Origin of the sequence: Mangrovimonas yunxiaonensis (assembly GCF_000733475.1) — a bacterium.
Taxonomy (GTDB): Bacteria; Bacteroidota; Bacteroidia; order Flavobacteriales; family Flavobacteriaceae; genus Mangrovimonas; species Mangrovimonas yunxiaonensis.
On the sequence record NZ_JPFK01000008.1, the window covers coordinates 36,866 to 61,310 of the forward strand.

Consider the following 24,445-nt stretch of genomic DNA (forward strand, 5'->3'; position numbering starts at 1 on the left):
TTTTATTCTTCCCAAAAATCAGGTTCTACACTTGAAGAAAACGATGTGCAGTCGCCACATTCTGGATTTACTATGGTGTAAATGTTTCCGCCGCTAAAATGTAACAATTTATACCCTAAATTATACCTTTGTGACAGTAAAAGCCTTTCGTTAGGAAAATCGTATGCGGCATAATCATAAGTCCAGATGTCGCAGGCATAAAGATAGGCTGGCTTTTCGTTGCTATATAGGGTATGGTCAAAGTATATTCGTTCGCTGTCTAGGGTGGTTACTTCAAAAAAGCCCAGCACTCTTTTTTCAGGATTATTCTCTAAGCTAATGTTTCCTTTTATATACCCTGGTTGGTTGGGAGATAGTATGTCTCCTGTGTTACCTAACTCGTTTAGGGTGTTGTAGTAATTATAAGCACTTTCATTCTGAACAAATTGTTTAACCAGTATGCTGTAGCGTTCTCGGGTTAAGCTTAGGTCGTTTTCATCGAGAATCCTAACCGGAAACCTAAAAATATTATTAGTTTCCAGATCCTTTGTTGATGTTTGGATTATTCCTGTCGAGTTGATTGTTGAATAACACACCCGTTCATTAGGGTCACGCTGATTGAACACAATATCATAGCTAATAAAATCGGAATTATAGGGGTCGGTTTCAAAATTGATAATCTCAAAATCTATATCGTACCAATGTGGTACAATAATCTTGTACGTTTCTATATATTCATACCTAAAGAATTTTGCTGTTTCATTGGTAATGTTAGCATCTAGAAGAATGTTTATCTCATTTTCATTGTTGTTATATTCTGGGTATAGTGTTGTAATTTCGGCGGTTGGTGGGGTACTTACTTCTTCAGAGGTATACAACTCGCCGTTGGGGGTAGAGATAAAAAGTTGGTAGGTTTTGTTTTGTTCTGCCTGAAAAGCAATCTCCGATTCGTAAATGCCATTTTCTGTATAAGAATAGGTGTGTGAGACACCGGTATCGTCTTCAACCCAAACCGTGGCATTATTTACATACGGACTATTGTTTTCTGTTAGCTCATAGGTTTTCGATAACGTTATTTGTTGCTTTTTTAATTCGTTGGTTAAATTGCCCTCGACAACTAGATAGCTTTCAAAGTCGTAGGATTTTGGCTCAAATGGCTCTTTGCAGCCAACCAAATAAAAACAACAAACAAGTAGTGTTATTATCTTTTTCATTTTAAAACTTAAAATTATAGGTTATGGTTGGTATTGGCACAGCAAAAACTGATGTTTTGTAAGCCTGAACATGACCATTTTCGTTAACAAAGAATATAGAATACGGATTAGCTCTGCCCAGTACATTGTAAATTGAAATGTTCCAGAAACTGTGTGCTAATTTCTTTATTTTATGATTTCCTTCTATGTTAAAACCAATATCCACTCTAAAATAATCTGGAATTCGGTATTTATTTCTATCACTATACACAACCTGTTCTTCTCCTGCAAACATATATTTGCCAATGGGGTAGGTTATAGGTCTTCCTGTTTGGTAGGCTACATTGGCAGAAAAGCTATAGCGGTGCGTTAATTTATAATTACCCACCAAGCTAACGTCATGGGGCTTGTCGTAATTTGCCGGAAAATAATCGCCATTGTTTACTTTATCGAAAATAAACGGGCTATCAAGTTTGGTAAAAGCTCTTGAATAACTGTACCCAAACCAACCATTTAAACGGCCTTTCTTCTTTTCTAATAAAAACTCTATACCATAGGCTTTACCCTTACCTTGTAGGAGTACTTGTTCGATGTTTTCATTCATAATAATATCGCCACCAACCCTATAGTCTAGAATGTCTTCCATAGTTTTGTAGTAAGCTTCTAAACTTAACTCAATGTTATTGTCTTTTAGGTTTTTATATACCCCTAGAGCAAACTGGTTGGCTTTTTGAGGCTTAATGTTATAGTCTGATAATTTCCAGGTATCGGTAGGCGACTCGGTTGTATTACTAGACAATAAATGAATGTATTGGGCTGTACGGTTATAACTGCCCTTTATGGAAAACCCAGAATTAAAAAGGTATCTAAAAGAAATACGTGGTTCAAAAACGCCATAGGATTTTATAGATTCGTTTTTTCCAAATTCTTTAACTTCACTAATCGAAGTTGCTATTCTAGGTTTGTCGTTCTCATAAACATTTACAGTAGCTTTTCCTAAAGCGCTAAAGTAAGAGTATCTTAAGCCAGTATCGATGGTTAAATTTTTATTCAATTTAAAGATGTTGGCTACATATAGAGCAGATTCCAAACCTTTTTCTTTTTGTAAGCTTTTGGTTTGAATGTTCGAATTTGCACCAATCGGGGATATTTTTCCAGGGTTTGTGTTGTATAGTTTACTGCTTATACCGTAATTAAATTTATGCTTTTTATTGTGAATGTAACCAGCATTTAACTTGATTTGGGTTTCGTTTACTTTATAACCAAAATCAAAGTTGCGATTGGCATTACTTTCATAGTTAACATCGTACTTGTATTGGCTATTAACAAGTATGGCATCTAGGGTGTTTTTTTCGTTAAAGGTGTGGTTCCATTTTAGGGAAATAAGTTGGTTGCTGTTTTTTAAAATAGAATCGTTCGAGATGCTAAAAGCATCTTTACTGTAATAATACGTACCTTGTATGTTGTTGTTGTCGTTAATTTGGTGGCTGTATTTGGCTAAACCATCAAAAAATGAGGCTTCGCTGTCTTTAAGCGAGGCTTCGTCTATTAAGTTTAAAACCCAATCTGAATACGTTGCTCTAGCACCAACAATTAACGACGATTTTTCTTTTATAATGGGCGTTTCTAGAGTTAAATTGGCGGTAACTGGCCCCAATGCACCTTCGCCAGAAAACGTTTTGGTATTTCCGTTTTTAGATTGAATATCGAAAACAGACGATAGTCTCCCGCCATATTCTGAAGGAATACTAGCCTTATATATGTTAAGGCTTTTGGTTGTATAGGGATTAATAGCAGAGAAAAAACCTAAAAAATGCGAAGGGTTATAAATAACGGCATCGTCCAGTAAAATTAAATTTTGATCGGTTCTGCCTCCTCTAACATTAAAGCCAGACGAGCCTTCACCAGTTTTTTTAATACCAGGTTTTGTTGTAATTACTTTAAAGATGTCACGCTCACCAAGTACAACAGGAACATTTTTTAGGCCAACAACATCAATAGTTGTTAGGCCAACAACGGCAGATTTAACATTGGCATCCCTTTTGGCATCAATCAAAACTTCATCTAATTGCTCGGCATTCTCGCTTATACTAAGGTCCATGCGCCCATTTCCGTAAACAATTAATTCTTTAGAAACATTGTCATACCCCATAAGTTTGGCCTCTAATACATTATAACCCGAGGGGACTATAATTTTAAAGTAACCATTTTTGTCGGTTGTTGTATAGGTGTTGGAGTTTTGTAGGGCAATAACCATGTTGTATATAGGAGCTCCCGTATTATCGTTTTTTATCACTCCCGTGATAGTACATTCTGTTTGAATAGAATTTTCATTTTGTTTCCCAATTATAATCAGGTTTTTTTTAGAGCGTATTGCCTTATCATACTCATTGTAGAAAATGGCAGAATTGTCGTTATAATTGTTGTTAGATGCTTTAAAATAATTTAAAGGCAAATCTTTATACACAACACTGTTATTAATTAGGATAACAGCATTGTTGTAAACAATAAAATTAAGCGTTGTTTCTTCTAAAATATCGTTTAAAATATTTTTTAAGGTTGCCTCGTCAAATTTTTTAGAAACGATTTTGTTTTCTATCCAATAATCCTGATAATAAAATTTAATACCTGTTTTTTTTTCTAAAACGCTAAAAGCTTCTTTAAGGGAAACACGGTTAAAGTTAACAGACAATTTGTCGCTGCTTTGTGCAAGAATTAATTGTGGAATGCAGATACATATTAATAATATGATAATTGCTTTTTTTATTGCCATATTACTACTGCTTATTATTTTAAATTATTGTCGATAAATGAGATTAACTTCACCATAAATTTGTCTTCATGTGCTTTATAAAGCGAATGGTTGCTGCTGTAAAAATCGTTAAGAGCTTTCTTTGTTATGAGATGCAAAGATTTTAAATGTCTTTTAGAGCTAACGTTATAAAAAACACCATCCTTTAAAAGGATGTAAAGACTCTTTTTATTGAATAAGTGATTGATTTTTTTGTTTTCTAGCTCTTCTCGTTTTGGGGTGTAATGTTTTATGTACAAAGAGACCCGTTCTCCAATATAAGCTTGCTCTAAATAGCCGTTTATACCTATTTCAGCTAAGCTTTTGTTATCATGAAAATTAATAAACTTGTGGTTTTCTATGTTAAACTCACTAACATTAAGGGGAGTAAATACCATGTTAAAGTAATCCTTGTCACCATTTAATCTGGTAATTAAAACATCTTCATACAAATCGTATTTTAAATCAAGATTAAAATAAGGTTGTCCATTATAAACAACATTCCCTTTTAAAAAATCGTAATGCTTAAAGTAACGATGCTTTTCTTTGGTAGCTCTAAACGCATCAACATAACGCAACCCATTGTAAAGTGGCGTGTTTTCGTGAGAGATAATAGCATCAAAAGCAGCGTAGTAGCTATTAACATCATTATTTTGTGCAGCAGTTGGCAGGCAAAATAAAACAGCAAGCATAATAGAGCTGTTAAGGAAGGTAAAGCGAGGTTTCATTAAAATATGACTAATAAAAACGCCAAGATAATGAACTCAACCTGTTTAATCTAATAAAACGTTATTTTCTTGTAAGAAAACTCTTTAACTCATAAAAATTACTTGGGGCAACACCGTGGCCTACAGGAAATTCGCTATATAGGTGTGTTATGCCTAAACGCTCTAGTATTTTAGGCGACTGTCTGGCCCAGGCTACAGGAATAACCTGATCTACACTACCGTGCGAACAATAAAAACTAAGGTGACTGTAATCCATTTCGTTGGTGTTTTCTGGAATGAGGTTTTGGTTTATATAACCACTTAAAGCCACCACCCGATTAACTTTTTGAGGATAGGTAAGAGCAACAGCATAACTTAATATGGCGCCTTGGCTAAAGCCCAATAAAGTAACGTTGTTTTTATTAACGGGGTATTTGCTGCAAGCATCATCAATGAAAGCAACAATTGTTTCCATTGAAGCTCGTGCTTGCTCATCGTCACTCCATTTGCTGTTATCGGCATCAAAATTTATGGCGTACCATGCATTTCCGTAGGGCTGTAACGGGTAGGGGGCACGAACAGATATAATAAAGAGCTCCTCGGGCAATTCAGAAGCAAAAGAAAACAAATCGTTTTCGTCGCTGCCATAGCCATGAAGCATAATAAGTAAGGGTGCGTTTTCTTTTAATGTAGAAGGTCGGGTGATATAAAATAAACTCAAGGGACTGTTGTTTTTTTATTACTGAATATTTTTAAACCATTCTTGAAATTTTTCCCCCAGCAAAGGAATAGGTCTAGCTTCGCCTTTAATGGCATAAAACAGACCAAATAACCAACATACAAATGTAATGGTCCATAAAATGGTACCTGCCAAACTGTTAATGTACGCTTCGGTTACATTAGAAACAATTAGCATTAAAATTAACCCAAGCATTTGCCGGATGTGGAAAAATGTAAATGGGTTTTTACGTTCCATATTCATTAAAACAGCAATGATAAGCCCAATAAAAGTTAGGTAGCTTACTATGGCAAGGGACTTACCTTCGTTTATGGTTGCGTTGTTCATGGTTGTGATTTTAATACAAGTTGGTTGTTAGAAATAACACCATAGGCATGGCCTTTTAAGGTGTGACCTTCAAAAATAGCATTTTTAGAGGTCGAAATAATATGGTCTTTGGTAAACGTTATTTTTCCGTTAGGATTAAATAGGGTGATGTTCGCTTTTTCTCCTATGGCAACAGGATGCGTTTCAGCGCCAAACCGCTGTTTTCCTTTGGTAAGAAGGTCGATGGTTTTTTTGGTGCTAAAAACAGTATTTAATGCACCAAATGCAGATTCTAAACCAATGGCACCGTATTTAGCGTGGTCAAACTCTACTTTTTTATGCTCAACATCAATAGGGTTGTGGTCTGATGTAACCATATCTATCGTACCGTCCTTTAATCCTTCAAGTAGCGCATCAACATCGCTTTGGGTTCTTAAAGGGGGCATGACTTTATAATGGGTGTTAAAGTCCTTTAGAACCTCGTCTGTTAGGCAAAGGTTGTGTATGGCTACACTACAGCTAACATCTAAATTTTTCTTTTTTGCCTCTCTAATAAGCGCTACCGATGTTGCTGTGGATATAGTAGGAATGTGCAGTTTGCCGCCTGTATACTCCAAAACAAAAAGATCTCGGGCAAGTTGTAAGTCTTCTGCTAAATTAGGAATGCCCTTTAACCCAATAGAGGTACTGGTTATGTTTTCGTTCATAACACCTTGTCCGCTAACGTCCTTATTAAACGGAAAGCTGTGCACCAAAGCATTAAACCCTTGGGCGTATTGCAATGCGATTTTTAAAATATTGGGGTTACTTATGGGGTTTTTATAATCGCCAAAAGCTACGGCTCCTGCGTTTTTCATGTCGAACAATTCGGCCATATCCTTTCCTGCACTAAGTTTGGTTAAGGCTCCAATAGGCAGTAGCGAAACGGCATTGTCTTTTGCCCTGTCTTTAATAAAGGCAATAGCCGAAGCCGTATCTGTTACAGGGTAGGTGTTGGGGTTTAACGCCACTTGCGTAAACCCAGAAAGTGCAGCGGTTTTTAAGCCATTGGCTATTGTTTCGCGCTCTTCGTAACCGGGCTCACCAAAACTCACGCTACTATCAAACCAACCTTGCGATACATGTAGGTTGGGGTAGGTAATTTCTTGAAAATTGTTCGTGTTTTCAATATGGTAATCCATGTTTTTAATAAGCCCGTTTTCAATTAAAATATCGACGGTTTTATTGTGAAAATCACTTTTAGTATCAACAATTGTAGCAGATTTAATTAATGCGTTCATTTAAAATATTTTAGTATGAGCATTTCTATGAGGACGAAAACCAATGCAAAAATAACAAACCATTTCCATAGCACATTAATATTGGTTTCACTTTTTATAACATTAAACACATGGGGTATCGAATTGTATACTTCAATATCGTTAAAATTCGATAAATCCTGGTAGTGCAACTTACTTTCGTCGCGATCGTAATTATAGCTTACGTGTTGTACCAACTCGTCCTTGTTGTAAAGGCTGTAAATACCTGCCTGGTTTAAATAATTAGCTGTTGTAAGGGTAACTTTATTGCTATAAGCTTGTTGTTGAGGTATCATGTTATTGTTGTCTAGGGCCATGGTTAACACGGCATCTTGTTGTAACGATACGGGTACATCAAACGAAACCTGCTGCCCTAAACTGTAGTAAAGCTGTGGCATTTTTAAACTTTGCTTTCCAATATTGTATAGCGTTGGAACAATTAAGGGAGAGTGTTGAAAATTTGAATTGTCCTTATTTATCGCACCCGAAAACACATATAAATTTTTAACCTGAGCCAAGAATGGCGATTGATCTTCCAGCTGCAAAATGTTAGCATACGATTCTAGTTCCAAATTAAAATGACGCTCAATCTTAGGATACTGAAAATTATGAACCCGGTTATTAAAAACGTTTTCGAATAAAGGGTGATCAAAGTTAATTTGAGTAAGGTGTTTTGGGGTAGGACTCAGATCGTTAAACCTCACACCAAAAGCCGAAACAAATGAGTTGTAACTGTCTTTAGATAAGGTGTTAGATGGAATGATAACAACACTTCCGCCGTGCTGCATAAACGTTAATAGCGCATTGGCTAACGCACTTGGTATTTGATCCAATTCATTTAAAACAATAAGGTTTTGATCTTCTATGGTGCTGTAATTTAAAGCATTTTCGGCAACTGTGGTTAACTCAAACTCGTCTTTGGTAAAAATACGAGCTATAAAATCAGCTTGGCCATTGGTAATGGCTAGTACATTGATTTTTTTTGACGGATTGATGTTAAAAAACAAATCGTTGTCAAATTGCAAACCGTTATCGGTAATAGAGACTCTTCCGTTTATGGGAAGGTTTCTATCAATAGAAAACACAGCAGTTCCATCGGGAGCGAGACTTGCCGAGGTCTTGGCCAACAGCTTTTCGCCGTCGTATAAAGAAATAGGCATGTTTTCGGTTTGGGCTGTATTGCTGTTTACGTTTACTGTTAGTTCTAAAACGGTTGCTGTTTTATTTGAAACATAAATTGAATCGATAGAAACATTGGTCACATTTTCGGGTTTTAGGCTTACAGCACTAAAGTTTATTGCCGTTTCTTTTTTGGGCGTGAAATGGTTTTTCTTTTGTTGAAAATCAGAAATAAAAATAAAATTTTTAAGATGACCGGCTTGGTTAAATAGGTTTTTGCCTTTTAAATAAGCCGCGTCGTAACTTAAAGGGGTATTGGTATAATCTAGGTTTAACAGATCATTTTTTATGGCAGATACGGTTGTGTTTTTAAACGTCCTGTTATTAGTAAATAGCGACAGGTTTTGGTTCTCAGGAATTTGTGACACCAAGTCTTGCACAGCGCGTTTAAAAAGCTCTCCCTGTTTTCCTTTGGCCTGCATGCTAAACGAGTTGTCTAAGTAAACAACAGTTTCTATGGGTTTGTTTAAAACATTGGTTTTAGAGGTGTAGGGTTGCGCAAAGGCCAAAATTATGGCGGCAAACAAAAGCAATCTCGTGGCCAAAAGCAGCCATTTTTTTAATTGGGCACTTTTTCTGGTTTGTAATTTTACCCGTTTTAAAACAGCAACATTGGTAAAAGTCTGTTTCTTAAAGCGCCTTAGTTGAAACAAATGAACAATAATAGGAATAATAAGCGCAAAAAGGGCGTAGAGAATTTCTGGGTATTTAAACTGCATTCCTATATGGGTTTCTTACAAAAATAATGTTTAAAGAGAAAAAGAAAACCTTTTAACAACAAATTAGTTACTAGCAGAAAAAAAAGTAATCTGTCATAGCGGTCATGTTTAAGTCGTTAAAATACTGTTTTATCATTTTCTGTTGCTTGCCATTAGCCACTGTAATAATACTTTGTGGGTGTTCTAGCTGTTTAAGATGCTCAAAAGATAAGAGTGGTGCTTGGTATATTTTTTTATTGATTTTGTTTGGGTTGTTGCAAATCCAATAAAACGGTATGTGCCTTTCAATTAGGGCTTTTGCTATGTGCTTTCCTTTAAAGCCAGCTCCCCAAAGGGCCAGAGGCCTATTGCTATCATAATCCAACTCTAAAAAATAATGCAGCTTAAGTTCTAAAAAGTAGTTGTGGGCGTAATGTTCGTGCGTTCTAGATGTTCTGGTCGAGTAGTCGCGCCAATGGTGAAGTACCGTATCGCAAGGTATACAAGTAAATCCGTGTTTATAAAACCTAAAGGTTAAATCGTAATCTTCAGGATACCTATCAAGGTTAAAAGCGCCACAGGCCATCAAATCGTTTTTATGAACCATCCAACAGGGCGAAGCTATAACACATTCTTTATATATTTCAGAAAAATTAGCACCTTTCATAGTTAATCTGTTTAACCATTTCTCGTATTTTATATAACCATTGCTTACGCCATGGGTGGGGTTAAAATACCTTACCAATCCGGTTGCTACATGTTTTTCGCCATGCTTTTTAAGGTTGTTATGTAGCATTTCTAGCTTATAGTTGGGCATTACATCATCGCTATCCATACGGGTTATGTACTTGCCAGACGCCTGTTTTAAGGCAAAACGTAAGGCTTTAATAATGCCTTTTTCGGGCGCTTTAAAGTGTTTAATTCTAGCATCTAGCTTGGCATATTGTGCAACAATTTCTGGGCTTTCATCGGTTGAGCCATCATCTACAATAATAAGTTCCCAGTTTTTATAGGTTTGCGTTAGGATAGAATCGATGCATTCTGGTAAAAATAGAGCTGTATTTTTAAAGGGGGTAAGTATACTTATTAGGTCGTTTTGCATGTTGCGAAGATAGCAAATTGTGTTTTTAACAAAATCTTAAGGAAAGTATCTGTAACACATAATTATTTTGAGCGTCAATCTATCAAGACTAAAAAAAAACAAAAACCATGAAGAAAACGTTCGCCACTTTAGGCATGAGTATGTTATTAGCAGCATGTGGCTCGTCTGGTACAACAACAGACGATCTAGCGCAAAGCGTACCAATTATGACAAAGGTCGACCTAACAAAGGTTGAAAACGATCAGGTTCCGGTAACAGTTAACCCTGGACGCTTTACCACACAAACAGCAACTTACCGCCTGCCTAGGGTTGTTCAAGGTACATATTCGGTTAGTGATTTTGGAAAATACATCGACAACCTTAAGGCGTTCGATTACGATGGAAACGAACTTGCAGTATCTAAAACCGATACCAATACATGGACCATTGCCAATGCCACCCAATTAGATTATATCACTTACTTAGCCAATGATACTTTCGATCAGGAAATATCTGGTGGTATAGGGGGAGACGCGCCATTTTCACCTGCAGGAACCAATATCGAGCCAGATAACTATGTGCTTAACTTGCACGGCTTTATAGGATATTTCGATGCGTTAAAAAACAACCAGTATAAACTAGATGTGGTTTCTCCTGCTAGCTTTAACAGAACGTCAGCTTTACAGGATGTAGCCCAAGTAACTTCTGAAGACGGTAAAACCGTAACCACAAGCTATTTTGCTGCAAGGTATTTCGACATAACAGACAACCCCATGTTTTATGGTAACCTTGATGTTGAAGAATTTCAAGTAGGCAATATAAAAATTGTTTTAAGTGTGTATTCGCCCAATAAAATCCACTCGGCAAAACAGATTAAAGACGTTATCGAAACCATGATGCAGGCTCAAAAAACCTATTTGGGAGATATTGATAGCACGCCGCGTTACGACATTTATTTATATTTATCTAAAGGTGAAGACGACTCTCCAAAGGGATTCGGAGCACTCGAGCACCACACATCAACCGTTGTGGTTATGCCAGAAGCCATGCCTTTCGAAGCTCTTGCCGAAAGCATGACAGACGTGGTGTCGCACGAGTTTTTTCATATTGTAACTCCGCTAAGCGTACATTCTGAAGACGTGCATTATTTCGATTATAACAACCCAACATTCTCTAAACATTTATGGATGTACGAAGGCGTAACCGAATATTTCGCTACGCTATTTCAAGTGGACCAAGGCTTGGTAAGCGAAGCAGATTTCTATAGTAGAATCATGGATAAAATCCAAGTATCTAGAAGCCTTGATGACACGATGAGTTTTACCATCATGAGCGAAAATATTCTTGACGAGCCTTATGCAAGTAACTATTACAATGTGTATCAAAAAGGTGCCTTAATAGGCATGTGCATTGATATTTTAATGCGGGAAGAAAGCAATGGTACGCGAGGCATATTATCCCTTATGAAAGAACTTTCCATGAAATATGGCAAGAACAACCCGTTTGAGGATGATAAACTAATCGATGAGATTGTTGCGATGACGTACCCTTCAATAGGCGATTTTTTTAACACCCATGTTATTGGCGATGTGCCTATTAATTACAATACGTTTTTTGAAAAAGTTGGTTTAGAAGTAGGAGAGACCCGCGTAAAAACAAACTATATTCAAAATAATGGTGCTTTAATTGTTGGTGCAAACCCACAAACGGGTAGCATTTATTTTACCGATGCCGTAACGGAAAACAGTTTCTGGAACGAACACGGTGTAAAGCCTAACGATGTTATAAAATCTGTTGGCGGGGTAGACGTGTCGTTACAGAACGCCAATAGTATTTTTCAAAAAGTATACATGTGGCAGCCAGGTACAGATATTGAAATGACTTTATTGCGAAATGGCGAAAAGGTTGTGATAAAAGAAACGCTAAAACAATCGTATACAACCGGTAGAACCTTAAAGGAAAAAACCAATGCAACCAATGCCCAAACAGCATTGCGTAAGGCTTGGTTAAAGGGCTAGATTAATACGCTAGTTGATAAAAAAACCACGCAAAAAGCGTGGTTTTTTTGTTAGTATTTGGCCGATTTTCCTGTAGCCGATGTTTTAGTAATAAAGGCCCTTAAATCGTCGTTGGCCTTAATAAGATCTTCGTGCCTTAGGTACATCATATGGCCACTTCTGTAGCCTTTAAAGGAGAAGCGGTCTTTCATTTTTCCGCTAGGATCTATTTGCCACATGGTATATTTGGCATGAAAATAGGTTGTGGCACCATCGTAATACCCCGATTGGATTAACACATTTAAGTATGGGTTGGCAGCCATGGCTTTGCGCAAGCGTTCTCGGGTGTTGTCGTTTTCCCTGTTCCAAGGGTGCACATCGCCAAACATGTTATACTTAAGGTCTGTTTTAAAGTTTAAATGGGTTTTAATGTAATAATTTATTGCCGGGGTAAACGAGTGCAACCACGAGCTCAGCTCAGCATTGTAATCTGGTGCTATACCAGCTTCGTTTTTATCTATCCCTAAGTATCTCGAATCTAATCGGCCAATGGTATGCCCACTTTTTTCCCGCAATAGTGTTTTCCAAAAGAACGCAGGAGGGACATTTAAGTTATGTTGTAAAATCTCTTTTTTCGAGATGCCAGAGTAATAGGCCATTTGTTCTGCAATGGCTTGTTTTTCTGTCTCTTGAATAAAGCCCCCTTTGGCGAGTGCTGGCAACAAGGTATTTAGGCTAAAGGCTTCTGCTTCGGGTAAAATATCTAAGAGGTCTTTTTGCTGAAGCTCGCTAGGTAACATTTTATGGTGCCATGCTGTAGCCGTAAAATAGGGGAGATTTAAGGCAGAATCATTAGGGTTACCACGATAAAGCACTTTGTAATCGGCTGGCGAAACCATGATTACGCCATTAAGATACATCCATTGGTTGTTTTGGAGTTCTTCGGCAAGTCCCATAACTCTTGTGCCACCGTAACTCTCGCCAATAATGTATTTTGGTGATTCCCAACGGTTGTTTCTGCTAACAAATGTGGTCATCCATTCGGCTAAATATTTAATATCGGCATTGATGCCAAAGAAATTCTCGCGCTCGGGGTATTGGCCCTCTTCATCTTTTATCATGCGGGAATACCCAGTATTTACAGGGTTTACAAATACAATATCGGCTACATCTAAAATAGCATTTGGGTTGTCTTTAACGCCATAAGGCTGCACGGGGTAACCTTCGCTGTCGATGTTTAGGATTTTTGGTCCGGTATAGGCAATATGCATCCATACCGAAGCAGAGCCAGGGCCACCGTTAAATGAAAAGATTAAAGGGCGCTGCGACGATTTGTTAACATTGTCGCGTTTGTAATAGGTATAGAATAAGGAGGCAATAGGGGTGTTGTCTTCATTCCATACGGGCTGCATACCCGTTTTGGCGGTATAGCTAATCTGTTGCCCATTAATATTAATACGGTTGGTGGTAACAACGGCTGTATCGGTTGCAATACTTCGCTGTTGTGCTTGAGTGCTTACCCCTAGGAAACCGCACAGAAGTAATATGAAAGGTATTTTCATGTTGAGTTTTTTGTAAAGATATAGAATTAAAATCTTTCAAAAACACCTAAGCCAAAAAGCGCAAAATCGTATTTAACCGGATCGGTTGGGTCTAGTTTTCTTAATGCTGTATCTAGTTCTAGTAAAGCTTTAGCATCATTCTGTTTGCGTTTTAAAAGGCCTAATTTTCTAGCGACATTTCCGCTATGTACATCTAAGGGGCACGACAATTGCGAAGGGGATAAGCTGTTCCAAATACCAAAATCTACCCCTGTGGTGTTAGGTCTTACCATCCAGCGTAAATACATGTTAATGCGTTTGGCAGCAGAGTTTTTTAATGGATCGCTAACATGTTTTTGAGTTCTTGGTAAATGCTCAATTTCAAAAAAATGTGATTTAAATTGGCTTATCGCCATTTGTAGCGATTCATTATTAGCTGTTTTATTAAACACGGCTTCTAACCCTTCATGATTGTTATAGATATGATTTAATGCTTTTATAAACGTGATAAAATCGGTACCATTAAAGGTTCTGTGTACGAAGGGCAACAAGGATTCCAGATCTTTTTCTTGATGGTTTTTTACAAAATCGTAAGGCGAGTTATCTAATAAGGCCATCATTTGCGTGGCATTGTTTATAATGCTCTTTCTATTGCCCCAAGCAATGGTAGCCGTTAAAAAACCCGAAATCTCGATGTCTTCCTTTTTATTGAAAAGATGAGGGATTTGAATGGGATCGCTTTCTATAAACTTGGTGGTATTGTATTGCTCGACCTTTTCGTCTAAAAAATCTTTTAATTCGTTTTCGTTCATAAAAATCAGTCTATCGGTAAATAATGCATAGCGCATGGGCTAACGCTAAGTACACCCTATGCGGTTACAATATTGCCATCGACCATGGTTAGTTTTCTGTCGGCCATATTGGCAAGGTCTTCATTATGGGTTACCAAGACAATGGTTTGGCCAAACTCGTCGCGTAGCTTAAAAAATAAATTGTGGAGGTTTTCGGCACTTTCGCTATCGAGGTTTCCCGAAGGCTCATCGGCAAAAACAACTTTAGGGCTGTTAATTAAAGCCCTAGCAACAGCAACACGTTGTTGTTCGCCTCCCGAAAGCTCGTTGGGTTTATGGTTGTAGCGGTCTTTTAAACCGAGAAAGTCCAACAACTCCAAGGCGCGTTTTTCGGCATCTTTTTTTGAGGTTCCTTTAATAAATGCAGGAAGGCAAACATTTTCGACTGCTGTAAATTCGGGCATTAATTGGTGAAACTGAAAAATAAACCCAATATGTTCGTTTCTAAATTTGGCCAAGGCTTTATCCTTAAGCTTAAAAACATCTGTTTGGTTGATAATCAGGCTGCTTTCTTCTTTTTTTGACGCTTTATCTAAGGTGCCTAAAATTTGCAATAGGGTGGTTTTTCCTGCCCCGGAAGCCCCAACAATCGAGACCACTTCACCAGGTTTAATGTTTAGGTCAACACCTTTTAAAACATGTAGGGTGTTATAGTATTTATGAATGTTTTTTGCTGTTATCACGATGCTCTTAACTTTGCCGTGAAAATACAATTTTATGTAAACATAATATATTTTTGAATTTTATTATTCTATTTTTAACCTTTATAAGAACCACAAGACATGCCATACAAACATTTTGAAGAATATAACATGCAAGTTACAGACGATGTAAAAGCACGCTATAAAAGCATTATAGAAGATTTAGGAGAGGACATTAACCGCGATGGCTTACAAAAAACACCCGAGCGTGCCTCTAAGGCCATGCAGTTTTTAACACAAGGCTATCATCAAGATGCTGCCGAAATATTAAAAAGTGCCATGTTCAAGGAGTCTTATAACGAGATGGTCATAGTTAAGGACATTGAACTATACTCCTTATGCGAACACCATATGTTGCCTTTTTTTGGAAAAGCCCACATTGCTTACATTCCCAACGGAAAAATTGTAGGTTTGAGTAAAATTCCAAGAATTGTGGATGTTTTTGCTAGACGCCTACAAGTACAAGAACGCCTAACCGAACAAATTTTAGACTGTATTAACGAGACTTTGCAGCCACAAGGTGTTGCTGTGGTTATAGAGGCCTCGCACATGTGTATGATGATGCGCGGTGTACAAAAACAAAACTCGGTAACCACAACATCTGGCTTTAGGGGGCAATTTGAAAAGAGTGAAACCCGTAACGAGTTTTTAAAGCTGATAAGCGAAAAACTTTCCTAGAAAGAGGTATCAATATTGAAGATATAAAGTTTACTAGCTGCAGTCCAATTTATTTAAATACTATTGAGAAAGCACTGAAAACTAGCACGGACAAGTAATGGCTTAATTTTAGGTGCAAACAAAAAACCTTGGTGTTTGGTGCGGTTTTTGTTTAATAGTATGCAGTAAAAAACACTACTGATATATGACAAAATATAAAAAGTTAGGATTAAGCTTGCTCTTGGATGCCTGTGGGTACATTTCTTTTGTGTTTCCACCATTCGATTTTGTTTGGGCACCGCTATCAGCTTGGATCATGACCAAACTATACAAAGGAAAGCAGGGTAAAATTGCTGCAGTAATTTCGTTTGTAGAAGAGGCGCTTCCGTGGTTGGATGTTATTCCTACATTTACCTTAATGTGGTTGTACACCTATGTTTTTAAACCAAAACCTTAATCCCGCAATACCCCATTAAAAGGGGCAGCTAAACAGCTGCCCTTTTTTAATTTTAAATGGTATAGTTTAAACCAATAATAACATTTCTGCCTGTGTTATAAATACCATCTGGTTTAAGACGTGACAAATGGTTTATATACGTTTTATCGGTTAGGTTGGTTCCCGAAACCGTAAGGTCCAGCGAACGCCCAAACAGCTTAAACGTGCCGCCAATACCCGCACTTAACAAATTGTATCCGGGTGTTTCTGTTTCAAAAGCACTGACATGGTTTTGTTTGAAGGTCGATTTTAACCGAACAAATGCAAACCCTTGATCTAGCCAATTGGTAGTGTATTCAACACGCAAAGTATTGTTTACAGAGTTTGCAGGTATTAAAGGCAGGTAACTGCCGCTATCTTGTTTACCGGTAACCGTTTCGAAACTGCTTTCTAAGTGCAACCAGTGAATGGGGTGTGGGTGCAGGTGAAACCCAATTTCACCACCATAAAGCTTCGCATGGTCCTGTACGTAATTGTAAACAGGGGCGTCATGTATTGTAGTGCCATCTGGCGCTAGGAATATATAATTGTTAATACGGTTAAAAAAACCGTTTACAAACAGCTCTAAATGCTTGCTTTCATATTCCAGATTTAAGTCAACTTGAAGGTTTTGTTCGTTGTCTAAATCAATATTTCCTATTTCATAGCGGTTAGAGCCATGGTGCACTCCATCGGAGGTTAGTTCGGCTAAATTAGGCGCTCTAAATCCTGTGGCAACATTTAATCGTGTGGTAATGGCTTTAAGCAAGGTTGTTTTAAACCCAAGCGCCCCATTAAAACTATTGAAGTTTTTGTTTACGGCCTCATCGTACAAGGCAATTTTTCTATTGTCGTACCGCGCGCCTAGCTGGATATCCAAATTATTAAAATGAATATGGGTCGTGGCTAAAACACCCACATCATTGGTGGTGGCATCGGGGATTAACCTCTCCTCTCCATAGTTTGTATTCACCTGATGCATGCCTTGAACCCCTACAATGGTTTCAAATTTCCCCATTATCGGTAAATGGTATTTGGTATCGTAATTAAAGGTTTTTAACTTCATATGAAGTGCCGGATGCGCGTCCTCGTGATTTTCTTCATCATGATGCGCTTCCTCGTCCTCGTGGTTGTCTTCGGTTTCATGGCCATGGTCGTGGTCGTGATGGTGCTCTTCTTCAAACTCTTTACGGTCGTTATAGGTGTAGCCTAAATTAATCTCCAGACTAGAGTTGTTAAAAAACACGGTTGATTGCGAGCTAAACACATGGTTAGTTAATTGCTGGTAAGGCAGTAGTGGCGTGACATTGGTAGACGACTCGCCAATCTCCTCTGGAATACCAACTTTAGCGGCATTAACATTGTAGCGCAATGCTGTTTTAAACTTATTGGATTGGTACCCTAATCCCGCTTTAAAATCTTTTTCAACAAAGCGTGTGTTGGTTACTCTATAATCTGAGGTGTTATAATCGGCATGTTCTGCGAGGCTTCCTCTAAAAAGGGCTTTAAACTTTTTTCCTGAAGCTTTATAAGCAGCTGTTGTATTAAAGCCTTTGGTATTGGAAAAATAATTCCCCGCGATATTGGCTTGCGACGCGTTGGGGTTAGCAAACTTTTCTGGGTTTAAATACAGTACGCCGCCCAGGGCATCGCTACCGTAAAGCAAAGACGAAGGGCCTTTAATAACTTCAACACTTTCAATTCCAGCGTCGCTAATGCCAAGTCCGTGCTCGCTTCCAAATTGTTGGTTTTCCAATCTTACCCCTTGGGTGTAAACCAGCACCCGATTGGCACTTAGCCCGCGAATAACAGGTTTTCCTATGCCAGCCCCAGTGGTAATGCTCTCAACACCGGCTATATCGGTTAGGCCCTGACTTAATGTAACGGCACCTTTTCGTTTAAGGGTTTTTACATTGGCACGCTCAACTTTCATAACGTTTTCGCTTTGTAGCTTATGAAAAGGAGTAGAAATAATAACTTCTTCCATTTCTATGGCAGAGGCCGTTAAACTAATGTTTAAGGTATCTTTTAAGGGTAAGGATATTATTTTTGAAAAGGTTTTGTACCCAACAAACGAAACAACAATTGTGTAGTTTCCCTGAGGGAGGTTTGTTATAGTAAAATGGCCATTTTCATTGGTTGTGGTGCCTTTTTCTAATTGTGGCAAATATATGGTTGCAAAGGCAATAGGCTGCGAGACAGTATAATCTGTTACCTGCCCTGTAATCGTGTTTTGTGCATACATGCTTGGTAATGCCAATAATAGCATTACACTTAAAAATAATTTCATGAGTTAATTTTAAATGATTAATCTTTTTTTTTAAAAACTAAGGTTAATCATTGTAAGGTGGCCCGCGAAGCGAGAAAGGAAGTTTTTGGTAATCGCTTATAAACGCGTATTGCGAAATAATAGGGGTAAAGTCCGCATTCGATTTAATTAAGGTATAGGTGTGTGTTATGGCAGTAAAATCGGTGTTGATTTTAAACTTGTAAAATTCACATTCTACTTCGTGGCTGTGAATATGGTCTTCGCCTTGGCTCGTGCAAACCTCGTGTTTATGACCGCTAAAGGCATGGGCAAGTTTATGCGCTGTGGGCAATAACAGCGTAACGACCAAAAGTAAGGTGGTTAGTTTAAACCCGGTATTTTTTTTAATACAATGCACTAATTAATAAACCTTTTCATTCCAAACCGGCGGAGCATCTTTTTTTCAAACTCCCAAAAGAATTTGAACTGTCCGAAAAGCCACCCAAAGCTAACAAGCAGGATTTGGTAAAAAATGAGGCCAATAATAATAAAAAGTAGCCAATATACGATAGGGTTTAAGTTTTCTTTAGTAATTCCCAGTAGTTGCAAAAGGGGTTTGCCTATATAAGCCGATGTAGATCCTGTAAGGGCAAATACAATAAATACCCTAATCATTTCCCAGCGGTATTGCAAAATCCATTTGCGCTCTAGTTTTTTAAACAGCCATAGCGTTAGCTTGATAAGTAAATAGCCAACAGTTAAAATACCAAGGACCTTAAGGTAGGTGTTATTGGTAAATAGGGCTGTTAGTTTGTAGGCGCTGTAAGCAATTCCCAATATTCCTAGGAAAGGAAAAAGAAGCTGCCAGTTTTTTTGGATGTCCCAACGTTTTTTAAATCTCTCCATAACTTTTTTACCAATGCAAATATACGTTATATCCGCGGGATAAACTGTGCCAATTGTTGCTTGTATTTTAATTGAAAATAAATAAAGTAGTTATACAGTTTATAATTTACCTCATAACCATAATCTACCCCTTTTTCGTAGTTTATAGGCATTTCATAAAGGCTATTGTCGTATTGTAGTGGTTGGAGCACGCGTTGGTTCCATTCGGTAGCATAAATCCAGTTTCGGTGTTCTAAAAAAGTTTTTGAGTAGTACCCTTCCGGTCTTGCTGTAGAGATTAGCCAAGCATTAAAACCGGGTTCTATAATTAAAATTTCGTATGCTGTGTTGGCATTGGAAATTCTAACCGTATCGTTTTCTACTTGCGTAAGCGCATCGTTACTTTTCGATGCTGTTTTTGAAGCGTTACAGCCAATAACCAATAGGCCAATTACTAATGCTAAGCACCATGATTTCATGATTAATGGTTTCTTATAAAGATACGAAATATGCCGTTAATAATAGGAGGTAGGCGAGCAAAATAAAAAAGCCAAACTTTAAGTTTGGCTTTTTTTAATGCTTGTATTAACGTGTTATTTTTTTCCTAAAAAACCACCCAGTAAGCCACCTAGGCCGCCTTTCTTTTTGTTTCCGCCGAGTACCATACCGGCAACATCATCTATAACACTACCATCGCCATCGGCATCTAAAATGGCTTCTAAAAAGCTTTGTTCTTGCTTAGGCGAGTTTCCTTGTAACAAGCCGCCTAACAAACTTTCTAGTCCAGACGAGCTGTTTACATTTTGCTGTCTGGTTTGCTTGCCTAGAAAACCAAGGAGTATGGGCGCAGCAACTTTTAAAATCTCTGAAACAGCACCAGCGTCTAAACCAGATTTTGCACCTAAGGCATTGGTAACGTTTTGTTCTTTATTACCCAAAACGTGTCCTAAAATCTTGCTGCCATCGTTTAAAACACCAGCATCTACACCACCACTAAAAAGGCCGTCAAGATTATCTAAAATACTTCCGTCGTGCTTGTTGTTGCCTAAGGCGTTCATAAGGCCTTCTGCTCCTTGTGGGGTTTGGGCATTTCGTTTCATGGCCTGCATTAAAACAGGTAGTGCCATGGTTAGTACATCTTGGGTTTTGCCTTCCGGCTGGTTGGTTTGTTGCGAAACCCCATTGATGATTGCTTTTCCGGCTTTGCTATTTAATAAATCTAAAATTCCTGACATGTCGTTTTGTGTTTTGTGCGTTAAATTACAAAAAAATTCTCGGCTCTTTTGTAAATAAGACTCAATTTTTACATTTGAGTCACTGGTTTAGCTTAGTAAATTAATAATCTGTTCTGCTAGTTCTACACCAATTCTGTCTTGGGCTTCGTTGGTGGCAGCTCCAGTATGCGGGGTTAACGATAGGGCGGGGTTCATTAAAAGTTGGACTTCTGGGGTGGGTTCTTTTTCAAACACATCCAAAGCTGCGCGAGCAACTTTTCCAGATTCGATAGCATCTATTAGAGCGACCTCGTCAATCACTCCGCCGCGGGCAGCATTGGCTATAATTACGCCATCTTTCATGTGCTGAAATTCTGCGGTGCCAATAACATAGTCGTTTTGTGATGGTACGTGAAGCGTTATAAAATCGGATTGTTTTAAAACGGCTTCTTTTGAAATGGTGGTAATCTTAAATTTTAACTTTTGGCCATCGAAAAAACGTAGTTCCAAGTTGGCAGACTCGATAAGTGGATCGTAAGCAACAACAGTCATACCAAGACCTATGGCAACTTTGGCTGCGGCTTGCCCAATCTTTCCAAAGCCAATAATACCAATGGTTTTTCCTTTAAGTTCAATGCCCTTGGCATAGCTTTTTTTAAGGGCTTTAAATCTGGAGTCGCCTTCTAAGGGCATGTCGCGATTGGCATTGTGCAAAAATCTCGATAGTCCTAAGAGGTGTGCAAAAACCAACTCGGCCACAGAATGTGAAGAGGCTGCTGGTGTATTAATAACGTGAATGCCCTTTTGCTTGGCATATTCAACATCAATATTATCCATACCAACGCCGCCACGGCCAATAAGCTTTAGTTCTGGGCAGGCATCTATAATATCCTTTCGTACTTTGGTTGCACTACGAACCAATAGGGCGGTAATGTTATTTTCGTTTATGAAATTAATGAGCTGCTCTTGCGCAACTGTTGTGGTTATGACCTCGAAACCAGAATTTTCTAAGGTGTTAATTCCGCTTTGGGAAATGCCGTCGTTTGCTAAAACTTTCATAGTTGTTTTTCTTTTTTTGATGTTGCAAGTTGTGTTATGCTTTTCTCTCTAATTCGCTCATGACCTCTACCAAAACCTGAACGCTCTCCAAAGTTAGGGCATTATACATCGAGGCGCGATACCCACCAACACTTCTATGTCCGTTTAGGCCGTTAATGCCGGCTTCTTTCCACATGGTGTCGAAGGTTTCTTTTAGGTTTTCGTTTTCTAAGGTAAAGGTTGCATTCATATAAGACCGGTCTTCTTTAACGGCATAGCCTTTAAATAGCGGGTTTAAATCCAGTTCGGAATACATTAACCTGGCTTTCTTTTCGTTTTCTTCCTCAATGGCTGCAATGCCTCCTTTGTTTTTTAACCACTCTAGGGTAAGCATAGAGGTGTAAACTGCAAAAACAGGCGGGGTGTTGAACATGCTGCCTTTACTTATGTGTGTTTTATAGTCCATCATCGATGGGATTTTTCGGGAGACTTTTCCTAAAATATCCTCTCTTACAACCACTAAGGTTGTTCCTGCAGGCCCTAGGTTTTTTTGGGCACCAGCATAAATAAGGTCAAATTTTGTAAAATCTAAGGTGCGGGAAAAAATATCACTGCTCATGTCACAAACCATAGGAATTGGCGCGTCTGGGAATGTTTTCATTTGTGTGCCAAAAATGGTGTTGTTGGAGGTGCAGTGGAAATAATCGTAATTCTCGGGGATGTCGTATCCCTTAGGAATGTAATTAAACCCAGCACTTTCTGATGAGGCTACTTCGTATATATCATCAAAAATTTTCGCTTCCTTAATTGCTTTGGTGCTCCAGGTGCCTGTGTTAAGGTATCCCGCTCTTTTTTCAAGTAGGTTTAGCGCGACCATTAAAAACTGGGTGCTTGCACCGCCTTGCAAAAACAGGGCTTTATAGCCTTTGCCTTCTAAGCCTAAAAGCTCTAGAGCTAATGTTCTGGCTTTTTCCATAACGTCTACAAACGCCTTGCTTCTGTGTGATATTTCTATAAGCGAAAGGCCATTGTCGTAATCTAAAACGGCTTGTGAAGCTTTTTCTATAACGGCTTTGGGCAGTACACATGGCCCGGCACTAAAATTATGTCTTTTCATTATTATATAAGTGTTTAAGTTGGCGTACAAGCCATGGTAAATACCTAATAAATGGCTTGTACAACGTTAAAAGTTAGGTAACAAAATTGATAAAATCCCTTAATATGATTGCTACCATTGTATTTTTATTTTTTAAATTGTCAGCAAGAACGCAACAACATCAACATTATCAGCATATTGATGGAGCTCTGGGGTTTGGGTATTTCCAAACTTAATTTCGTTTGGCAACACATTCTTGGCAACAATACATTGTATGTGTTCGTGGTCTTCGGTTAGTTTATTTTTTAACTCAGATAAGCTATCGTAGTACTCATAAAATACCGTAGCTATGGGGGAAGCATAACTAGCGTCTTGTTTAATCATTAAAAACCCATTTTCCAGCATATCGAACTCGCTCATTAAATAAACGGCTTTATTGTAGTCGTAATTATTGGCGTATTTTGCTTGTTCTATAATGGGATGCCAATGGTACATGGCCTTAAAAAACGCATCGAAATTGTAATCTTTAGGGACAAATAGCTTAGATACACTGCGGCAGCCCAGACCATAATATCTAAAAATATCGTTGGATAAAGCTTTTAACTCGGTTTCGGTTTCGGTGCCGGTTAATAGGGCTACAGAGTTTCTGTTTTTTCTAATAATAGACGGTTTGCCTTTAAAGTAGTATTCAAAATATCGAGCGGTATTGTTGCTTCCTGTAGCAATTACGGCATCAAAAGTTTCAAATTTATCTTCTGTAAAGGTAATACGGCCTTTAAACCCAGGCTCGACATGCTCTAGATACTTGGCTAAATATGGTAATAGGTGTTTGTCGTTACTAGAAAGTTTAACCAGTGCATGGTGCCCTGTTATTAAAACTGAAAGAAAATCGTGAAATCCAACCAAAGGGATGTTTCCGGCCATAACAACAGCCACGGTTTTTGGTTGTATTTGATTAATGGTATATTTTGAAAGCCAGTCTTCTAATGCTTTCTGGGTAAGTAAATTGCTCCAGGATGTTAGTGCAAAAAACACATTTTCTTTGGTAAACCAGCCATTGTGTTCTTTGGCCAGTTGTATTTGGTGTTTAAACCCTTCAAAAAAAACATCGTTAAAAGGGATATCTTCCTTTTTATTGATATTATCGTTGGTAAATTGACTTAAAAACTGGCCTAGTTTTGCGAAAGCACCAATTCTTTGATGTAAATCCATGCTGTGTTTGGTTATGAATTGTTTTGGCTTTATTTTTGTATGCAAAGTTAGAAAAATGAATGTAGAAGGATTTTATTTTTTAGGTAAAATAAAATCCATACAAGAAAAAACAACAATATGGCAATTATAATAACAGACGAATGTATTAATTGTGGTGCTTGCGAGCCAGAATGCCCAAATACGGCAATTTATGAAGGCGCAGACGATTGGCGCTATTCTGATGGTACAAGTTTAACAGGCGATGTGGTTTTACCTAACGGCAAAGCCATTAATGCCGATGAGGCGCAAGAACCCATTAGCGACGAGATTTACTATATAGTTCCAGACAAATGCACCGAGTGCATGGGATTCCACGAAGAGCCACAATGTGCTGCGGTATGTCCCGTAGACTGCTGTGTGCCGGATGAGGACCACGTAGAAACCGAAGAAGTACTTCTGGGCAAACAAGCGTTTATGCACCCAGAAGATTAAGGTTTTTTTATATAAAAAAATTAAGCCCCAAGCATATTTCTTGGGGCTTTTTTATTTTAAAATAGTATTTTAGCTTTAGTAAAATTAA

General features: G+C 38.1%; 23 protein-coding genes. 4 read left to right on the top strand and 19 right to left on the bottom strand.

Features of this window, described 5'->3' with window-relative positions; all coding sequences use genetic code 11:
* Positions 1-2 precede the first annotated feature (2 nt).
* The 8 genes from IA57_RS11050 to IA57_RS11085 all read right to left on the bottom strand — a co-directional run bounded on the left by IA57_RS11050 (position 3) and on the right by IA57_RS11085 (position 9,992).
* On the bottom strand, positions 3-1,193 hold the full coding sequence (locus IA57_RS11050; protein ID WP_036123543.1) for a DUF4249 domain-containing protein: 1,191 nt from the start codon (positions 1,191-1,193) through the stop codon (positions 3-5).
* 1 nt (position 1,194) lies between these two features.
* Positions 1,195-3,945 carry a TonB-dependent receptor gene (locus IA57_RS11055; RefSeq protein WP_117595852.1) on the bottom strand — a complete coding sequence of 917 codons (2,751 nt, stop codon included), beginning with the start codon at positions 3,943-3,945 and terminating at the stop codon, positions 1,195-1,197.
* A 14-nt stretch (positions 3,946-3,959) separates the two neighbouring features.
* Positions 3,960-4,691 carry a hypothetical protein gene (locus IA57_RS11060; RefSeq protein ID WP_036123546.1) on the bottom strand — a complete coding sequence of 244 codons (732 nt, stop codon included), beginning with the start codon at positions 4,689-4,691 and terminating at the stop codon, positions 3,960-3,962.
* Positions 4,692-4,752: 61 nt separating this feature from the next.
* Positions 4,753-5,391, bottom strand: a complete 639-nt coding sequence (locus IA57_RS11065; protein WP_036123549.1) for an alpha/beta hydrolase — start codon at positions 5,389-5,391, stop codon at positions 4,753-4,755.
* Between the two features lie 18 nt (positions 5,392-5,409).
* Positions 5,410-5,736, bottom strand: a complete 327-nt coding sequence (locus IA57_RS11070) for a DUF4870 domain-containing protein (protein ID WP_036123552.1) — start codon at positions 5,734-5,736, stop codon at positions 5,410-5,412.
* Positions 5,733-6,995, bottom strand: a complete 1,263-nt coding sequence (locus tag IA57_RS11075; RefSeq protein WP_036123556.1) for a dihydroorotase — start codon at positions 6,993-6,995, stop codon at positions 5,733-5,735. The genes IA57_RS11070 and IA57_RS11075 overlap by 4 nt, the downstream gene beginning before the upstream one ends.
* Positions 6,992-8,911 (bottom strand): BatA domain-containing protein, encoded by a 1,920-nt coding sequence (locus IA57_RS11080; protein WP_036123558.1) that lies wholly within the window; start codon positions 8,909-8,911, stop codon positions 6,992-6,994. Before IA57_RS11080 ends, IA57_RS11075 begins: the two co-directional genes overlap by 4 nt.
* Before the next feature lie 70 nt (positions 8,912-8,981).
* Positions 8,982-9,992, bottom strand: a complete 1,011-nt coding sequence (locus tag IA57_RS11085) for a glycosyltransferase family 2 protein (RefSeq protein ID WP_036123561.1) — start codon at positions 9,990-9,992, stop codon at positions 8,982-8,984.
* A 107-nt stretch (positions 9,993-10,099) separates the two neighbouring features.
* On the opposite strand from IA57_RS11085, the gene IA57_RS11090 reads away from it, so the two are divergent.
* Positions 10,100-11,989 carry a M61 family metallopeptidase gene (locus IA57_RS11090; protein ID WP_036123564.1) on the top strand — a complete coding sequence of 630 codons (1,890 nt, stop codon included), beginning with the start codon at positions 10,100-10,102 and terminating at the stop codon, positions 11,987-11,989.
* Positions 11,990-12,039: 50 nt separating this feature from the next.
* Here the strand turns inward: IA57_RS11090 and IA57_RS11095 are convergent, their stop codons facing one another.
* Genes IA57_RS11095 through IA57_RS11105 form a run of 3 tightly spaced genes read right to left on the bottom strand, consistent with a single transcriptional unit; the run spans position 12,040 to position 15,043 of the window.
* Positions 12,040-13,530, bottom strand: coding sequence for a S10 family peptidase (locus IA57_RS11095; RefSeq protein WP_036123569.1), 1,491 nt, complete (start codon positions 13,528-13,530; stop codon positions 12,040-12,042).
* A 26-nt stretch (positions 13,531-13,556) separates the two neighbouring features.
* Entirely contained in the window at positions 13,557-14,321 is a 765-nt protein-coding gene (locus tag IA57_RS11100) for a TIGR02757 family protein (RefSeq protein ID WP_036123572.1), read from the bottom strand.
* A 56-nt stretch (positions 14,322-14,377) separates the two neighbouring features.
* On the bottom strand, positions 14,378-15,043 hold the full coding sequence (locus IA57_RS11105) for an ABC transporter ATP-binding protein (protein ID WP_036123574.1): 666 nt from the start codon (positions 15,041-15,043) through the stop codon (positions 14,378-14,380).
* Positions 15,044-15,142: 99 nt separating this feature from the next.
* Here IA57_RS11105 and folE point away from each other — a divergent pair, with 99 nt between their 5' ends.
* Both folE and IA57_RS11115 read left to right on the top strand, forming a co-directional pair.
* Positions 15,143-15,739, top strand: a complete 597-nt coding sequence (folE, locus tag IA57_RS11110) for a GTP cyclohydrolase I FolE (RefSeq protein WP_036123577.1) — start codon at positions 15,143-15,145, stop codon at positions 15,737-15,739.
* Between the two features lie 184 nt (positions 15,740-15,923).
* Positions 15,924-16,175, top strand: a complete 252-nt coding sequence (locus tag IA57_RS11115; RefSeq protein WP_036123580.1) for a hypothetical protein — start codon at positions 15,924-15,926, stop codon at positions 16,173-16,175.
* Positions 16,176-16,227: 52 nt separating this feature from the next.
* Here the strand turns inward: IA57_RS11115 and IA57_RS11120 are convergent, their stop codons facing one another.
* The 8 genes from IA57_RS11120 to IA57_RS11155 form a co-directional block, all read right to left on the bottom strand.
* The gene (locus IA57_RS11120; protein ID WP_036123583.1) at positions 16,228-18,483 is read right to left on the bottom strand and encodes a TonB-dependent receptor; all 2,256 of its coding nucleotides are present in this window, start codon (positions 18,481-18,483) and stop codon (positions 16,228-16,230) included.
* A gap of 43 nt (positions 18,484-18,526) precedes the next feature.
* Entirely contained in the window at positions 18,527-18,859 is a 333-nt protein-coding gene (locus IA57_RS11125) for a hypothetical protein (protein WP_036123585.1), read from the bottom strand.
* On the bottom strand, positions 18,859-19,347 hold the full coding sequence (locus IA57_RS11130) for a DUF6787 family protein (RefSeq protein WP_036123587.1): 489 nt from the start codon (positions 19,345-19,347) through the stop codon (positions 18,859-18,861). The genes IA57_RS11125 and IA57_RS11130 overlap by 1 nt, the downstream gene beginning before the upstream one ends.
* Positions 19,348-19,373: 26 nt before the next feature.
* The gene (locus IA57_RS11135; protein ID WP_036123591.1) at positions 19,374-19,805 is read right to left on the bottom strand and encodes a DUF6146 family protein; all 432 of its coding nucleotides are present in this window, start codon (positions 19,803-19,805) and stop codon (positions 19,374-19,376) included.
* A 114-nt stretch (positions 19,806-19,919) separates the two neighbouring features.
* Positions 19,920-20,561, bottom strand: a complete 642-nt coding sequence (locus IA57_RS11140; RefSeq protein WP_036123594.1) for a DUF937 domain-containing protein — start codon at positions 20,559-20,561, stop codon at positions 19,920-19,922.
* Between the two features lie 87 nt (positions 20,562-20,648).
* Entirely contained in the window at positions 20,649-21,599 is a 951-nt protein-coding gene (locus tag IA57_RS11145) for a D-2-hydroxyacid dehydrogenase (RefSeq protein ID WP_036123596.1), read from the bottom strand.
* 34 nt (positions 21,600-21,633) lie between these two features.
* Positions 21,634-22,695, bottom strand: coding sequence for a 3-phosphoserine/phosphohydroxythreonine transaminase (serC, locus tag IA57_RS11150; protein WP_036123660.1), 1,062 nt, complete (start codon positions 22,693-22,695; stop codon positions 21,634-21,636).
* A gap of 132 nt (positions 22,696-22,827) precedes the next feature.
* Positions 22,828-23,886 carry an acyl-CoA reductase gene (locus tag IA57_RS11155; RefSeq protein WP_036123600.1) on the bottom strand — a complete coding sequence of 353 codons (1,059 nt, stop codon included), beginning with the start codon at positions 23,884-23,886 and terminating at the stop codon, positions 22,828-22,830.
* A gap of 117 nt (positions 23,887-24,003) precedes the next feature.
* Between IA57_RS11155 and IA57_RS11160 the strand changes: the two genes are divergently transcribed.
* On the top strand, positions 24,004-24,357 hold the full coding sequence (locus tag IA57_RS11160) for a 4Fe-4S dicluster domain-containing protein (RefSeq protein WP_036123603.1): 354 nt from the start codon (positions 24,004-24,006) through the stop codon (positions 24,355-24,357).
* The last annotated feature ends 88 nt before the right edge of the window (positions 24,358-24,445 follow it).

Bases quoted from the DNA above. Each gene is read 5' to 3' on its own strand.
- IA57_RS11050 (WP_036123543.1), bottom strand. From the start codon at position 1,193: ATGAAAAAGATAATAACACTACTTGTTTGTTGTTTTTATTTGGTTGGC.
- IA57_RS11055 (WP_117595852.1), bottom strand. From the start codon at position 3,945: ATGGCAATAAAAAAAGCAATTATCATATTATTAATATGTATCTGCATT.
- IA57_RS11060 (WP_036123546.1), bottom strand. From the start codon at position 4,691: ATGAAACCTCGCTTTACCTTCCTTAACAGCTCTATTATGCTTGCTGTT.
- IA57_RS11070 (WP_036123552.1), bottom strand. From the start codon at position 5,736: ATGAACAACGCAACCATAAACGAAGGTAAGTCCCTTGCCATAGTAAGC.
- IA57_RS11075 (WP_036123556.1), bottom strand. From the start codon at position 6,995: ATGAACGCATTAATTAAATCTGCTACAATTGTTGATACTAAAAGTGAT.
- IA57_RS11080 (WP_036123558.1), bottom strand. From the start codon at position 8,911: ATGCAGTTTAAATACCCAGAAATTCTCTACGCCCTTTTTGCGCTTATT.
- IA57_RS11085 (WP_036123561.1), bottom strand. From the start codon at position 9,992: ATGCAAAACGACCTAATAAGTATACTTACCCCCTTTAAAAATACAGCT.
- IA57_RS11090 (WP_036123564.1), top strand. From the start codon at position 10,100: ATGAAGAAAACGTTCGCCACTTTAGGCATGAGTATGTTATTAGCAGCA.
- IA57_RS11095 (WP_036123569.1), bottom strand. From the start codon at position 13,530: ATGAAAATACCTTTCATATTACTTCTGTGCGGTTTCCTAGGGGTAAGC.
- IA57_RS11100 (WP_036123572.1), bottom strand. From the start codon at position 14,321: ATGAACGAAAACGAATTAAAAGATTTTTTAGACGAAAAGGTCGAGCAA.
- folE (WP_036123577.1), top strand. From the start codon at position 15,143: ATGCCATACAAACATTTTGAAGAATATAACATGCAAGTTACAGACGAT.
- IA57_RS11115 (WP_036123580.1), top strand. From the start codon at position 15,924: ATGACAAAATATAAAAAGTTAGGATTAAGCTTGCTCTTGGATGCCTGT.
- IA57_RS11120 (WP_036123583.1), bottom strand. From the start codon at position 18,483: ATGAAATTATTTTTAAGTGTAATGCTATTATTGGCATTACCAAGCATG.
- IA57_RS11130 (WP_036123587.1), bottom strand. From the start codon at position 19,347: ATGGAGAGATTTAAAAAACGTTGGGACATCCAAAAAAACTGGCAGCTT.
- IA57_RS11135 (WP_036123591.1), bottom strand. From the start codon at position 19,805: ATGAAATCATGGTGCTTAGCATTAGTAATTGGCCTATTGGTTATTGGC.
- IA57_RS11140 (WP_036123594.1), bottom strand. From the start codon at position 20,561: ATGTCAGGAATTTTAGATTTATTAAATAGCAAAGCCGGAAAAGCAATC.
- IA57_RS11145 (WP_036123596.1), bottom strand. From the start codon at position 21,599: ATGAAAGTTTTAGCAAACGACGGCATTTCCCAAAGCGGAATTAACACC.
- serC (WP_036123660.1), bottom strand. From the start codon at position 22,695: ATGAAAAGACATAATTTTAGTGCCGGGCCATGTGTACTGCCCAAAGCC.
- IA57_RS11155 (WP_036123600.1), bottom strand. From the start codon at position 23,886: ATGGATTTACATCAAAGAATTGGTGCTTTCGCAAAACTAGGCCAGTTT.
- IA57_RS11160 (WP_036123603.1), top strand. From the start codon at position 24,004: ATGGCAATTATAATAACAGACGAATGTATTAATTGTGGTGCTTGCGAG.